The following is a 15,064-nucleotide window of genomic DNA, read 5'->3' on the forward strand; positions in this document are numbered from 1 at the left end:
GTATTAATATGATAAATAATAAAATCCATAATTATTTATCATAATTATGGATTTGTATTTAAGATAAAGTTATTTATTTAGTATCGTATGAATTATTGGCCCGATTTTTTCAAACGTCATTGGCGATATAATATCCACGTGCGCGCAATCATGGCGATAAATATCCAGATCTGCAATCCACGGTGACCAGGCACGCTCCGGGCTGACACCTTCCGGTAATGTACGCTCAGCAACAAACAGCGTGGCTTTACCATCAAATGGCACACTATGAGCAGTGGTCAACAATCGCACCGCATCAGCATAGTTGCCTTCAATGGAGGTAAACAGCTCCGTTGAAGTACTTCCCTGCTGTGCCGCCAGGAACGCCTCGCGCTCGCGGTTAATCTCCGCCAGCACTTCCGGATCCAGACCGTTGGCTTCTTTTTCCTGCCAGTTTTGCGTTTCTGGTGGCCAGGTATCCAGCAAACCAAGAAATGCTACCTGTTCGCCACGAGCACGCAGTCGCGCCGCGATACCCTGCGCCAGCGTACCGCCCAGCGAATAACCCAGCAAGTAATAAGGGCCACGAGGTTGTTGTGCCAGTAATGTTGCCAGATGCGCTTCGCATACTTCATCCAGGTTTGTCGCCGTCTGCATGGGGCCATTGGGGCGCGGTGACTGAATACCGATAATCGACCATTGTGGGTCGAGATAACGCGAGAGCACGCTAAACTGCCAGGCAAAACCGGACGCCGGATGGAAACAGAACAGCGTCGGGCCATTGCTTTCACGCAGTGGAAGAACGGTTTCAAATCCCAGACGCTGGGCGTTTTCTGCTCCGCCATCAATAATCATTGCCAGTTTAGCGACGGTTGATGCCACCATCACCTGCCCCGGTGTGACCTGGCGAGCAAACTGTCGACTTAACTGCGCTGCCAGTTTCATCGCCAGTAGCGAATGACCGCCAAGAGCGAAGAAATCAGCGTCGGCATCCTGCACGTCACAACCCAGTAATGACGAAAACGCTTCAGCAATAATCGATTCACTGCCCGTTTTCAGCGCACGTCCCGACGTATGGGCTTTTAGTTCCGGCAACGGCAGAGCTTTGCGATCCAGCTTGCCATTGGCGCTGAGCGGCAACTGCGCAAGTTGCAGCAGAACTACAGGCACCATATGCGGCGGCAATGTTTCGCGCAATTGCGCCTGCAGTGCAGTGGTATCCAGCGGCAAACCTGATTGCGACACCAGATACCCCACCAACTGACGCGCATCACCGCCGGTTGCTGCCGCCTGGTTAATGACACAAGCGTGGGTAACGGCCTGCTCGACATCTGGCAGCGCCTGCATCACGCGATCGATTTCACCCAGTTCAATACGCTGACCACGGATTTTTAGCTGATCATCACTGCGCCCGAGATACTCCACCGCGCCATTTTCCAGCCAGCGAGCCACATCGCCAGTACGATACATGCGTTCACCAGGAGCGAACGGATCGGCAATAAAACGGCTGGCTGTGAGATCGGGTCGTCCAAGATAACCCTGCGCCAGTTGGATGCCGGTGAGATAGAGATCTCCCGCAACACCCGGCGGTACTGGATGCATCATTGCATCAAGAATGCGCAGCCCCGTGTTCCAGACCGGATAGCCAATCGGTACGCTGCTACCACTCACCGCCGCCAGTTCATCGCCAAAGGCCGGATACCAGCTCACATCCACCGCCGCTTCTGTAGGGCCGTAGAGATTATGTAACGGCGTGCCGGTTAATTGCTGCCACTCACGGCATAAATCGGTCGGTAATGCTTCGCCACTACAGAACACCTGTTTCAACGTCGCGCAACTTTGGCGAGCGGTTTCCGCTGTCAGCGAAGCAACAAACGCCGCCAGCATCGACGGTACAAAGTGTGTGGTCGTCACGCCGTATTCGGCAAAAAACCGTTGCATAGCGAGCGGATCGCGGTGCGCTTCCGGCTCTGCCATTACCAGTTTTGCCCCAGCGATAAACGGCCAGAAAAATTCCCATACTGAGACATCAAAACTGCACGGCGTTTTTTGAGCAACGACATCTTCACCTGTCAGTGGGTAATGGTTTTGCATCCATAACAGGCGATTAACGATAGCCTTCTGCCCGACCATCACCCCTTTCGGCCTGCCGGTAGAACCGGAAGTAAAGATGATATAAGCGGTGTGGTGCGGCTGCGAAAGTTGCAGTGGCGCACTGTCGTGAGGGGTAAGTGGGGCGTTATAGCAAAGGCGGGTTAAATTTGCTACATCGCTAAAGCGCGGCAGTTGATCGTCGCTGGTGACTAACAACGACGGGCGTGCATCTTCCAGCATCATCTTCAGACGATCGTCCGGATAGCCCGTATCCAACGGTAACCAGGCCGCGCCTGCTTCAACAATCGCATGTAATGCCAGGGTCAAAAAGACCGAGCGCGGCAATGCCACCGCTACGCTGTCGCCGGGTTTAACGCCGCGCTCACGCAGCAGATTAGCCAGAGCTACCACCTGCTCGCGCATTTCCCGATAGCTGAACTGGTAATGTGCATCTGCCAGAGCCGGAGCATCCGGCGTTTTCGCTGCCTGTTCTGCCACCAGCGCGCTCAGTGTGGTTTCAGGAATATCGACCTGGGTGGCGTTGATCTGCGCCAACTGAGCATATTCGTCTGGCAGCATAATATCGACATCGCCACACAACAGCGTCGGATCCGCGGCAAATTGCGCAATCAGCATTTTCAGGCGTTCAGCGTGCTGGATTAACGTTGACTCATCGTAACGTTGTTTATTGGCGAGGATTTCAATACTCAAATCACCGTGCTCATCCGGGAACAGCGCCAGTTCAAGGTCATTAACCGGACCGGTTGCCAGGGTGTGAGTTTGCGACTGCACGCCAGGAATATCCAGTTGATAATCAAATACCTTGATATTGAGTACCGGGCCGAAAAGCGGTTCCTCTCCCGCCGCACGTCCGCTGTCACGCACAATTTGTTCCGCATCATAACGTTGATGGCGGCGCATCTTTTTCAACTGCCCTGCCAGCCGGATTGCCAGTTGCGGCAGCGTTTCTTGCGCTGCAATGTGAATACCCAATGGCAAAACGTTGAGCACAGGTCCGGTTGCCGTCAACGCCGCCGATCCCAGGCGACGCATAAAAATAAATCCGGCGGCATAGTCCATGCGGTTGCATAATCGCCCCAGCCACAAGGCTGCCAGTGCAAGAGCCAGATCGGTACGTTGTACATCTGGTAATTGCGTAGCCAGTTGGCGGAATTCACCGTCAGTAAATTCCAGTTTCAGGCGCAGAATATCCGCCGAAGCGTTACGCCCAGGCAAAGGTGCGGAAGAGAGTGAAGCTGGCGGCGGCAACTGACAGCGCTGTTCTGCCCAGAATGCTGCATCACGCTGCCAGGCGTCGCTTTCGCGGTACTGCTGGTACTCTTCCACCACTTCAGCAAAAGGAGTAAACGGCGAAACAGGCGTTGGTTCGCCCCGCAGCCATGTGCAGTAAATGTTGGCAATTTGGCGGGTAATCGCCGGGAAACTGAAGCCATCAACCAGCAAATGGTGATAACGTTGATACCAGTACCAGCGGTTATCCGCAATCTGAATGAGCTGATGAAACACCAGCGGTTTACCGCTATCGACGCGCAGGTTTTGGTGTAAATCAGCCTGCATCAATGCCAGCGCAGTGCCGTGAGGATCAATGTTGGTACGCAGGTCGATAATTTCTGGCTGTTCGAACGTCATCGCGTCATCGACCCATTGCCAGACTTCGCCGTTATCTTCCGTAAAACGCATCCGCAGCGTATCAGCCTGTGCTACCCCGGCAACCACCGCGCGGGCCAGTAATGGCGCATCAATATCTCCGGTTAATTCAACGTAATGCGCCACGCTCCAGGCGGAAGGTAAATCAGACAGTTTTTCTACCATCCAGATGCCAGATTGCGCTGCAACCAAAGGTAAATGCTGACTCATTGCGCCTCCTGCGGCTGGGTGAAATTCGCGGGTGTCAGAGTATGCCAGTTAGCTTCCAGCCACTGCTGGCAAGCTTGCTGCGACTGCGGTTCACAAACAACGTCCCAACCCGCCGGTAACGCGCACGGTTGCGGCCACAGACTAAATTGCCCCTGCGCATTGCGCAAAACGTAAAACGCTCCCTGTGGATCATCGAAGGGATTACTGAATGCCATATTCAACTCCTGTCATGGAAAAGCGGTTGCCAGAGGTCGATTAGCCCCTGCATCAAACCGCCGCGCCAACAAAGCGCATCATGTCCGCCGTCAACCTGACGCCAGAAAATGGATTGTTGTGTGGTCTGTAATTGTGCATACAGCGCCTGGTTAGCTCGCATAATCACCGGTTCGCGAATCCCGGCCTCCAGCACTATGCGCAAGCCTTCAGCACTAACATCGCCTGATTTAAGCTGTTCGATCAGTTGCCCCTCCGGCTGCCCACTCCGATGCGGCCACCAGTACGATCCCGACTGGCTTAATACACAGCCAAAACGTTCAGGCCAGTGCAGTCCGGCATACAGTGCTGAAAGGCCGCCAAAACTTTGCCCGGCGACCACGGTACGATCAGCACGATCGCTGAAAGGGGTAATGGCTTTCACCAGGGGTAATAACTCTTGCTGTACTGCCAGCCAGAAATCAGCATTACACGGAAGTTCGCGTGCACGGTGCGCGGTGTCGATGGCATCGATCAACACATACACAGCAGGTGGAAGTTGCTGACGGCGGGTCAACGAAGTCAGCGGCGACCAGACGGGCATGCTTTGCGCCCAAAATTCACCATCGAGCAGAATGGCTAACGGACGCTCTTCGGCTGGTACATCGCCGGTGGTAAAAACCCATACACGGCGTGAATTTCCCAGCCGTTCACTTCTCCAGGTAATTTCCCTGGCTGAATTTTCTGGCGTTTTCCGGCAATCCCAACCAGGTTGCAGGGGCGCTTGCGGCATTTCGAGTGCGGAAACAGCGTGCCCTCGCCCTCCTTTCCAGCTTTGCGGATTCAGCGGATCGGCTATCGCCTGAGGGAGTAATTTTTGCCATCCCTCGCGTAATTCGAGGCGATCTGGTGATGGTGTAGAAAAAATGTCAGCACGTTCGGTGGGAATAAAACAGTAGCTGCCGCGCCAGTTGGCATTAAGTTGTGTCGTCCACTGCCAGACATCGGTGCCTGCTATGCGTTGCATCGACTGGGGCTGGCTGTTCTGATGATGATCGGTAACACCAGTGATATAGACCCATACGCGCTTTATCGCTGAGCGTTCTTCAGAACCTTGTGGGTCACGCCACCAGAAAGTGACCTGATACATTTCGTCATTAAGACGCTGCCATTGCGGGCCATGTTTCGACTGCCACCAGCTATCACTTCCCACCTTTAACGCCGTCACATCATAACCTTATGTTTATTGTGAATTTTTTCATTGATTACAGAAATATATTGATAATATTATTGATAACTATTTGCATTTGCAATAGCGTATTGGCGCGCTATGTCAAGCGCGGGCATTAATTAACCAACTGCACTGCGTGTCTTTCAGGAATCAAAGGTTTTCGCAGTGACGGGCGACATCAATCCAGCTTACGTCTCTTTAGACCGTTGGAATTCGTGGCAAAAATGCAGGAAAAAAAACAATGAACAAGAAGATTCATTCCCTGGCCTTGTTGGTCAATCTGGGGATTTATGGAGTAGCGCAGGCACAAGAGCCAACCGATACCCCTGTTTCACAGGACGATACCATTGTCGTGACCGCCGCCGAACAGAACTTGCAGGCTCCCGGCGTTTCGACCATCACCGCAGATGAAATCCGCAAAAACCCGGTGGCCCGCGATGTATCGGAAATCATCCGTACCATGCCAGGCGTAAACCTGACGGGTAACTCCACCAGCGGTCAGCGCGGTAATAACCGCCAGATTGATATTCGCGGCATGGGTCCGGAAAACACCCTTATTTTGATTGACGGTAAACCGGTCAGCAGCCGCAACTCGGTGCGTCAGGGCTGGCGCGGTGAGCGTGATACCCGTGGCGATACCTCCTGGGTGCCACCTGAGATGATCGAACGTATTGAAGTTTTGCGTGGTCCGGCGGCGGCCCGTTACGGTAACGGTGCGGCAGGTGGCGTGGTTAACATCATCACCAAAAAAGGCAGTGGCGAGTGGCACGGTTCCTGGGATGCTTATTTCAATGCCCCTGAACATAAAGAGGAAGGTGCCACCAAACGCACCAACTTCAGCCTCACCGGTCCACTGGGCGACGCGTTCAGCTTCCGTTTGTACGGCAACCTCGACAAAACGCAGGCCGACGCGTGGGATATTAACAAAGGTCATCAGTCCGCACGTGCAGGAACCTATGCAACTACCCTACCAGCCGGGCGCGAAGGGGTGATCAACAAAGACATTAACGGCGTAGTTCGCTGGGACTTCGCACCGCTGCAATCGCTGGAACTGGAAGCAGGTTACAGCCGCCAGGGCAACCTGTATGCGGGCGATACCCAGAACACCAACTCTGACGCTTACACTCGCTCTAAATACGGCGATGAAACCAACCGTCTCTATCGCCAGAACTACTCGCTGACCTGGAACGGCGGCTGGGATAACGGCGTGACCACCAGCAACTGGGTGCAGTATGAACACACCCGTAACTCGCGTATCCCGGAAGGTCTGGCGGGCGGCACCGAAGGAAAATTTAACGAAAAAGCGACGCAGGATTTCGTCGATATCGATCTCGATGACGTGATGCTGCATAGCGAAGTTAACCTGCCGATTGATTTCTTCGTTAACCAGACGCTGACGCTGGGTACGGAGTGGAATCAGCAGCGGATGAAGGACTTGAGTTCCAACACCCAGGCGCTGACCGGAACGAATACCGGCGGTGCTATTGATGGTGTGAGTGCCACCGACCGTAGCCCATATTCAAAAGCAGAAATTTTCTCGCTGTTTGCAGAAGACAATATAGAACTGACCGACAGCACCATCGTAACGCCGGGGCTGCGTTTCGATCATCACAGCATTGTCGGTAATAACTGGAGCCCGGCGTTAAACGTATCGCAAGGCTTAGGCGATGACTTCACGCTGAAAATGGGTATCGCACGCGCCTATAAAGCGCCGAGCCTGTATCAGACTAACCCGAACTACATTCTCTACAGTAAAGGTCAGGGCTGCTATGCCAGCGCAGGCGGCTGCTATCTACAAGGTAACGATGACCTGAAAGCAGAAACCAGCATCAACAAAGAGATTGGTCTGGAATTCAAACGCGACGGCTGGCTGGCGGGCGTGACCTGGTTCCGTAACGACTATCGCAACAAGATTGAAGCGGGCTATGTGGCTGTAGGGAAAAATACGGCAGGCACCGATCTCTATCAGTGGGATAACGTGCCGAAAGCGGTGGTTGAAGGTCTGGAAGGATCGTTAAACGTGCCGGTTAGCGAGACGGTGATGTGGACCAACAACATCACTTATATGCTGAAGAGTGAAAACAAAACCACGGGAGACCGTTTGTCGATCATCCCGGAATATACGTTGAACTCAACGCTGAGCTGGCAGGCGCGGGAAGATTTGTCGATGCAAACCACCTTCACCTGGTATGGCAAACAGCAGCCGAAGAAATATAACTACAAAGGCCAGCCAGCGGTTGGCCCGGAAACCAAAGAGATTAGCCCGTACAGTATTGTTGGCCTGAGTGCGACCTGGGACGTGACGAAGAACGTCAGTCTGACTGGCGGCGTGGATAACCTGTTCGACAAGCGTTTGTGGCGTGAAGGGAATGCCCAGACCACGGGTGATCTTGCCGGTGCGAACTATATCGCAGGTGCTGGCGCGTATACCTATAACGAACCAGGACGGACATGGTATATGAGCATTAATACTCACTTCTGATACTAACGTCAGATTGTTGACAAAGGGCGTGTCGTTCATGCCGGATGCGGCGTGAACGACTTATCCGGCCTACAAAATCTTGCCAATTCAAATATATTGCAGAACCACGTAGGCCTGATAAGCGTAGCGCATCAAGCAGTTTTGCGTTTGTCATCAGTCTCTAATATGGGCGAAATGAAAACCACGCATACCTCCCTTCCCTTTGCCGGACATACGCTGCACATTGTTGAGTTCGATCCTGCAAGTTTTCACGAGCAGGATTTGTTCTGGCTGCCGCATTACGCACAACTGCAACATGCCGGACGTAAACGCAAAGCCGAACATTTAGCTGGACGGATTGCTGCTGTTCATGCGTTGCGGGGATATGGCTATAAATGTGTGCCCGCAATCGGTGAACATCGCCAACCACTTTGGCCTACGGGCTTATACGGCAGTATTAGTCACTGCGGGGATACGGCTATAGCAATCGTCTCTCACCAACCGATTGGTGTGGATATCGAAGAAATTTTTTCTGCACACACAGCCAGAGAATTGACAGATAACATCATTACCCCCACTGAACGCGAGTTTATTACAGGCTGCAATTTACCTTTCCCTGTGGCACTTACACTGGCATTTTCAGCAAAAGAGAGTGCATTTAAGGCAAGCAAGATACAGACCGACGCAGGATTTCTAAATTATCAGGTGGTTAACTGGAATAAACAGCGAATCATTATTCGTTGGGAGGACGAGATGTTTGCTGTGCACTGGCAGATAAGAGGAAAACACATCATAACGCTGTGCCAACACGATTAATGGATAACTCTTGCTGTGGCTCGCCCGCAGCCATCACTGAGCGCGGACGAAAGTGTAAAGCAGGTGCCCTACCATTCCTGACCTGACAACCGGATATGCAGGGATTTCTCCCCGCACAGCGGCGATTTCTTCGGTTCGTAAGCGAGAACAGCCTTAAACTCAATATTACGTTCCTTTACGGTGAACTCACACAGCGAGTCTCCGACCAGAAGCGTAAATCCCAGTACCGTCAAACACAGTACTATGACTGCCACAAGGGCATATTTCGTCAGCGTGTTTATATTGCCTCCATGCGAAGAAGGGACTAGCATCCAAATTGTTCAGGTTTGGGTAGGTAGCCCCAGGGTTGATAGAAATATCTCCTGGGCTTCATCTTTCCAGACCTCAGAGTAAACCTGAAACCGGAAAGCTTCAGGCACCCGCGGTTATCTTACCCTTCCTTAGCAAAATAACTGTTTGTTTATACAGCCAATCCTGTTTCGGGCTTTCCACAATTCATCAGATCAACTGAAGCTGAGCCAGTTTTTCTGTACGCCCCAATCGTCAAAATTCTTCGCCACCAGCCAGCTCAGCCATAACTTGTCACATTGCAAAAGTAGCCAAATTGCTTCAGTAGCAATCGGTTCATCATCACCAAAAAAAGAAACATTCCAGAACTTCCGCATCTCGCCCAGCCGCGCCCACTTCTATACTGAAACGAAAACGCCCACATAAGAGAAACCTATGTCATTACCCGATTTTCATATTTCTGAACCTTTTACCCTCGGTATTGAGCTGGAAATGCAGGTGGTTAATCCGCCGGGCTACGATCTTAGTCAGGACTCTTCAACGCTAATTGATGCGGTAAAAAGTGAGATTAGCGCCGGGGAAGTGAAGCACGATATCACCGAAAGTATGCTGGAACTGGCAACTGGTGTTTGCCGTGATATCAACCAGGCTGCCGGGCAATTTTCAGCGATGCAGAAAGTCGTTCTGCAAGCTGCGGCGGAGAATCATCTGGAAATTTGCGGTGGCGGTACGCACCCATTTCAGAAATGGCAGCGTCAGGAGGTGTGCGATAACGCACGCTATCAGCGGACGCTGGAACACTTTGGTTATCTCATTCAGCAGGCGACTGTTTTTGGTCAGCATGTTCACGTTGGCTGCGCCAGTGGCGATGACGCCATTTATTTGCTACACGGCTTATCGCGCTTTGTGCCGCACTTTATCGCCCTTTCTGCCGCGTCGCCGTATATGCAGGGAACAGATACCCATTTTGTCTCCTCACGGCCAAATATCTTTTCCGCCTTTCCCGATAATGGCCCGATGCCGTGGGTCAGTAACTGGCAGCAATTCGAAGCCCTGTTTCGCTGCCTGAGTTACACCACGATGATCGACAGCATTAAAGATTTGCACTGGGATATTCGCCCCAGCCCTCATTTTGGCACAGTAGAAGTTCGGGTGATGGATACTCCGTTAACCCTTAGCCATGCGATAAATATGGCGGGATTGATTCAGTCCACCGCTCACTGGCTGCTGACGGAACGCCCTTTTAAGCATCAGGAAAAGGATTATCTGCTGTATAAGTTCAACCGTTTCCAGGCCTGCCGCTATGGTCTAGAAGGCGTTGTTACCGATCCACACACCGGCGATCGTCGGCCACTAACAGAAGACACCTTACGATTGCTGGAAAAAATCGCCCCTTCTGCGCATAAAATTGGTGCGTCGAGTGCGGTTGAGGCCCTACATCGCCAGGTCGCCAGCGGTCTGAATGAAGCACAGTTGATGCGTGATTTCGTTGCCGATGGCGGCTCGCTGATTGGGCTGGTGAAAAAGCATTGTGAGATTTGGGCCGGAGACTAAGTCGGGAATTGCCTTACAGAAGAATATCCCTGACAATGGTGTTTTAACTTACATTTAACAATGTTATGAAACATCCTTTAGAAACCTTGACCGCCGCAGCAGGCATTTTGTTGATGGCTTTCCTCTCTTGCCTGCTGCTGCCCGCCCCCGCGCTGGGGCTGACGCTGGCACAGAAACTGATGGCCACGTTCCATCTGATGGATCTGAGTCAGCTTTACACTTTGTTATTTTGTCTGTGGTTTTTAGTGCTGGGCGCTATTGAATATTTTATTCTTAGATTTATCTGGCGACGCTGGTTCTCGCTGGCGGATTAAACATCGATTATCGCCGCGGTTCGCGGCATACTTTGCTTATTCTCCTTCGCCTTAAGGAAAGTTTATGGATAAGCAATCACTGCTTGAAACGGCGAAACGCCTGGCGCTTGAGCTGCCTTTCGTCGAGCTTTGCTGGCCGTTTGGCCCGGAGTTTGATGTTTTTAAAATTGGCGGCAAGATTTTTATGCTGTCGTCAGAACTGCGCGGCGTCCCCTTCATAAATCTGAAGTCCGATCCACAAAAATCCCTGTTAAATCAGCAGATATATCCGAACATTAAGCCTGGATATCACATGAATAAAAAGCACTGGATTTCGGTGTATCCCGGCAAGGAAATCTCCGAAGCGTTACTTCGCGATCTGATCAACGATTCATGGAATTTAGTGGTTGATGGCTTAGCCAAACGCGATCAAAAAAGACTGCGCCCAGGCTAAAACGTAAATCTATAGAGAATTTTTCTCGCTTACCATTTTACTTCGATCCTTGTAATCTGCTGGCACACAAATGTCTTTCACAAGGAGTCTTTATGGATATTATTTCTGTCGCCTTAAAGCGTCATTCCACTAAGGCATTCGATGCCAACAAAAAACTTACCCCAGAACAGGCGGAGCAGATCAAAACCCTGCTGCAATACAGCCCTTCCAGCACCAACTCCCAGCCGTGGCATTTTATCGTTGCCAGCACTGAAGAAGGCAAAGCGCGTGTCGCCAAATCCGCTGCCGATAATTACGTGTTCAACGAACGTAAAATACTTGATGCCTCGCACGTCGTGGTGTTCTGCGCGAAAACCGCAATGGACGATGCCTGGCTGAAGCTGGTTGTTGACCAGGAAGATGCTGATGGCCGCTTTGCCACGCCGGAAGCGAAAGCCGCGAACGATAAAGGCCGCAAATTCTTCGCGGATATGCACCGTAAAGATCTGCAAGATGATGCAGAGTGGATGGCAAAACAGGTATATCTCAACGTCGGTAATTTCCTGCTGGGCGTTGCGGCACTGGGTCTGGACGCGGTGCCAATCGAAGGTTTTGACGCCGCGATCCTCGATGAAGAATTTGGTCTGAAAGAGAAAGGCTACACCAGTCTGGTGATCGTTCCGGTGGGTCATCATAGCGTCGAAGATTTTAACGCTACCCTGCCGAAATCTCGTCTGCCACAAAGTATCACTTTAACCGAAGTGTAATTCTCCCTTGCCGGGCATCCGCCCGGCTATTTATCCTCAGATTTTACTTATTTGCATAACCTCCTTTCACCCGTCATCATAGGCCGCTGTTGTATAAAGGAGACGTTATGCAGGATTTAATATCCCAGGTTGAAGATTTAGCGGGTATTGAGATCGATCACACCACTTCAATGGTGATGATTTTCGGTATTATTTTTCTGACCGCCGTAATAGTGCATATTATTTTGCACTGGGTGGTACTGCGTACCTTCGAAAAACGCGCCATCGCCAGCTCACGGCTGTGGTTGCAAATCATTACCCAGAATAAACTCTTCCACCGTTTAGCTTTTACCCTGCAGGGGATTATCGTCAATATTCAGGCGGTATTCTGGCTGCAAAAAGGCACCGAAGCGGCTGATATCCTGACCACCTGTGCGCAGTTGTGGATCATGATGTATGCGCTGCTTTCAGTCTTCTCCCTGCTGGATGTTATTTTAAATCTGGCTCAGAAATTCCCGGCGGCAAAACAGTTGCCGTTAAAAGGGATATTTCAGGGGATCAAACTGATCGGCGCGATTCTGGTCGGCATATTAATGATCTCACTGCTGATTGGTCAGTCACCGGCAATTCTGATCAGTGGTCTTGGCGCGATGGCTGCCGTACTGATGTTGGTGTTTAAAGATCCGATTCTTGGTCTGGTTGCAGGGATTCAGCTTTCCGCGAACGATATGTTGAAACTGGGCGACTGGCTGGAGATGCCAAAATACGGCGCGGATGGCTCAGTGATCGATATCGGCTTAACTACCGTCAAAGTGCGTAACTGGGATAATACCATTACCACTATTCCCACCTGGTCGTTAGTATCCGACTCCTTTAAAAACTGGAGCGGGATGTCAGCCTCTGGCGGTCGACGTATTAAACGCAGCATCAGTATTGATGTCACCAGTATTCGTTTTCTTGATGAAACCGAAATGCAGCGGCTGAATAAAGCGCATTTGTTGAAACCCTATTTAACCAGCCGCCATCAGGAAATTAACGAGTGGAATCGCCAGCAAGGTTCTACGGAGTCAGTATTAAACCTGCGCCGAATGACCAATATTGGAACGTTTCGCGCCTATCTGAACGAATATCTACGCAATCATCCGCGGATTCGTAAAGATATGACCTTAATGGTGCGCCAGTTAGCTCCCGGCGATAATGGTTTACCGCTTGAGATCTATGCGTTTACTAATACTGTGGTGTGGCTGGAATATGAAAGCATTCAGGCTGATATATTCGACCACATATTTGCCATCGTCGAAGAGTTTGGTCTGCGACTTCATCAGTCACCAACCAGCAATGATATTCGCTCCCTGGCAGAAGCATTTAAGCAGTAATTAAAAAACCGCTCTCATCGAATGGATGAGAGCGGCTTCAAATTGTTGACATCATTTTGTCGGATGCGGCGTGAACGCCTTATCCGACCTACACTATTATTTCGCTTTCCGGCGCAGTGTTTTAAACGCCACAAACAGGAACACAATCCACACCGGCAGCAAAATTGCCGACAAGCGCATATCATCCATCGTGCACATCAACAGCAAAATCATGCCGAGGAAGGCAATGCAAAGATAGTTGCCAAACGGATAGAGCAGCGCCTTAAACTGTGTTTCACGTCCCTGACGTCGCATCGCTGCACGAAAACGCAGATGCGCCAGGCAGATCATAATCCAGTTCAACAGCAAGGTTGCCACCACCAGTGCCATCAGCAAACCAAACGCTTTTTGCGGCAACAGATAGTTGATCAACACCACCAGTGAGGTGATCGCCCCGGAAAGCATCAGCGAGTTGATCGGCACGCCGCGACGGCTAACACGGGTAAGGAACTTCGGTGCGTTACCCTGGACGGAAAGGCCAAACAGCATCCGGCTGTTAGAGTAAACCCCGCTGTTATACACTGACAGCGATGCCACCAGAATGACGAAGTTCAGCGCAGAAGCCACCACGTTGCTGTCGAGGTTATGGAAAATCATCACAAACGGGCTACTGTTAGATTTCACTTCCACCCACGGGTAGAGCGCCAGTAATACCACCAGCGAACCGATATAAAACAGCAAGATACGATAAACCACCTGATTTACCGCCTTCGGGATGCTTTTTTCCGGATCGCGCGCTTCAGCGGCAGTGATCCCAATCAGCTCCAGGCCGCCGAAGGAGAACATGATCACCGCCAGCGACAAAATCAGCCCGTTCCAGCCAGTGGCAAAGAAACCACCAAAGCGCCAGAGGTTATCGATACTGGCTTTCTCGCCACCGTGACCAGAAAACAGCAGCCACAGACCAAAACCGATCATGCCGATAATCGCCAGCACTTTAATCAGCGCAAACCAGAACTCGGTTTCGCCATACAAGCGCACGTTCACCAGGTTAACGGCGTTGATGATAATAAAGAAGGCGGCGGCCCAGACCCACGTAGGAACATCCGGGAACCAGTACTGCATATAGATGCCCGCAGCGGTCAGCTCTGCCATTCCCACCAGCACGAACATTACCCAATAGTTCCAGCCGGAAAGGAAGCCTGCAAACGGTCCCCAGTATTTATAAGCAAAGTGGGCAAACGAACCGGAAACCGGCTCCTCAACCACCATCTCGCCAAGCTGGCGCATAATCAGGAAAGCGATGATCCCGGCGACGCCGTAGCCCAGCAACACGGCCGGCCCCGCCATCTGAATCGCCGGGCCAATGCCAAGAAACAGACCAGTACCAATTGCACCGCCCAGCGCAATCAGTTGAATATGACGGTTATGTAATCCCCGATGAAGCGTCGGCTCTTGATTCGACGCGGTATCTTCCGATACGGTTGACGCGTTTTTCACGCCTTTCCCCTGTGTGTCTTTTTTAATGAGGGGCATCTTTTAACATTTAGTGCTGGTCGTCGCAAGACACAATCCACACAGTTAAACCGGGTATCCTTTTCTTATGCAAATTGCCGACAAAAAGTACTCTGTTATTGCCAAATAAGGTGTTAACGCCTTATTTGGCCTACAGAAACGTGCAAATTCAATAAATTATAATTCACGCTGTAGGCCTGATAAGGCATAGCGCATCAGGCAATTTTGC

General features: G+C 51.4%; 12 protein-coding genes and 2 pseudogenes. 8 read left to right on the top strand and 6 right to left on the bottom strand.

All coding sequences use genetic code 11. The features are described from left to right. Positions 1-69: 69 nt before the first annotated feature. Genes entF through fes form a run of 3 tightly spaced genes read right to left on the bottom strand, consistent with a single transcriptional unit; the run spans position 70 to position 5,371 of the window. Positions 70-3,951 (bottom strand): enterobactin non-ribosomal peptide synthetase EntF, encoded by a 3,882-nt coding sequence (entF, locus tag C7B16_RS03280; protein WP_107179356.1) that lies wholly within the window; start codon positions 3,949-3,951, stop codon positions 70-72. Continuing rightward, positions 3,948-4,166 (bottom strand): MbtH family protein, encoded by a 219-nt coding sequence (locus C7B16_RS03285; protein WP_000885802.1) that lies wholly within the window; start codon positions 4,164-4,166, stop codon positions 3,948-3,950. Before C7B16_RS03285 ends, entF begins: the two co-directional genes overlap by 4 nt. 2 nt (positions 4,167-4,168) lie before the next feature. Continuing rightward, the gene (gene fes, locus C7B16_RS03290) at positions 4,169-5,371 is read right to left on the bottom strand and encodes an enterochelin esterase (protein WP_107179357.1); all 1,203 of its coding nucleotides are present in this window, start codon (positions 5,369-5,371) and stop codon (positions 4,169-4,171) included. Between the two features lie 244 nt (positions 5,372-5,615). Between fes and fepA the strand changes: the two genes are divergently transcribed. After that, positions 5,616-7,856, top strand: coding sequence for a siderophore enterobactin receptor FepA (gene fepA / locus C7B16_RS03295; protein ID WP_107179358.1), 2,241 nt, complete (start codon positions 5,616-5,618; stop codon positions 7,854-7,856). 174 nt (positions 7,857-8,030) lie between these two features. Beyond that, positions 8,031-8,651, top strand: a complete 621-nt coding sequence (entD, locus tag C7B16_RS03300) for an enterobactin synthase subunit EntD (protein ID WP_077633338.1) — start codon at positions 8,031-8,033, stop codon at positions 8,649-8,651. A 125-nt stretch (positions 8,652-8,776) separates the two neighbouring features. Here entD and C7B16_RS03305 read toward each other — a convergent pair. Beyond that, positions 8,777-8,962, bottom strand: a pseudogene (locus C7B16_RS03305) (Hok/Gef family protein); the annotation flags it as partial. Here C7B16_RS03305 and C7B16_RS25590 point away from each other — a divergent pair. Continuing rightward, positions 8,895-9,162: pseudogene (locus C7B16_RS25590) on the top strand (hypothetical protein). The pseudogenes C7B16_RS03305 and C7B16_RS25590 sit on opposite strands and share 68 nt — an antisense overlap. Here C7B16_RS25590 and C7B16_RS24765 read toward each other — a convergent pair. Next, positions 9,155-9,316, bottom strand: a complete 162-nt coding sequence (locus C7B16_RS24765) for a hypothetical protein (RefSeq protein WP_061090776.1) — start codon at positions 9,314-9,316, stop codon at positions 9,155-9,157. The pseudogene C7B16_RS25590 and the gene C7B16_RS24765 sit on opposite strands and share 8 nt — an antisense overlap. Positions 9,317-9,374: 58 nt before the next feature. On the opposite strand from C7B16_RS24765, the gene C7B16_RS03315 reads away from it, so the two are divergent. From C7B16_RS03315 to ybdG, 5 genes are all read left to right on the top strand, one after another. Further along, positions 9,375-10,493, top strand: coding sequence for a YbdK family carboxylate-amine ligase (locus tag C7B16_RS03315; RefSeq protein WP_000056358.1), 1,119 nt, complete (start codon positions 9,375-9,377; stop codon positions 10,491-10,493). Positions 10,494-10,558: 65 nt separating this feature from the next. Continuing rightward, complete coding sequence (locus C7B16_RS03320; RefSeq protein ID WP_000682506.1) at positions 10,559-10,807, top strand: DUF1158 domain-containing protein; 249 nt, start codon at positions 10,559-10,561, stop codon at positions 10,805-10,807. 64 nt (positions 10,808-10,871) lie between these two features. Beyond that, positions 10,872-11,240, top strand: a complete 369-nt coding sequence (locus C7B16_RS03325) for an MmcQ/YjbR family DNA-binding protein (protein ID WP_000360970.1) — start codon at positions 10,872-10,874, stop codon at positions 11,238-11,240. 92 nt (positions 11,241-11,332) lie between these two features. After that, on the top strand, positions 11,333-11,986 hold the full coding sequence (gene nfsB / locus C7B16_RS03330) for an oxygen-insensitive NAD(P)H nitroreductase (RefSeq protein WP_001515940.1): 654 nt from the start codon (positions 11,333-11,335) through the stop codon (positions 11,984-11,986). Positions 11,987-12,093: 107 nt separating this feature from the next. Next, positions 12,094-13,341, top strand: coding sequence for a mechanosensitive ion channel YbdG (gene ybdG, locus C7B16_RS03335; RefSeq protein WP_001153127.1), 1,248 nt, complete (start codon positions 12,094-12,096; stop codon positions 13,339-13,341). Positions 13,342-13,437: 96 nt separating this feature from the next. Here ybdG and pheP read toward each other — a convergent pair whose 3' ends face one another. Then, a complete protein-coding gene (gene pheP / locus C7B16_RS03340; protein WP_000786335.1) occupies positions 13,438-14,820 on the bottom strand; it encodes a phenylalanine transporter in 1,383 nt (460 codons plus the stop codon). Positions 14,821-15,064: the final 244 nt, after the last annotated feature.

The organism is Escherichia sp. 20412-1, assembly GCF_003027595.1.
GTDB classification, from domain to species: domain Bacteria; phylum Pseudomonadota; class Gammaproteobacteria; order Enterobacterales; family Enterobacteriaceae; genus Escherichia; species Escherichia marmotae.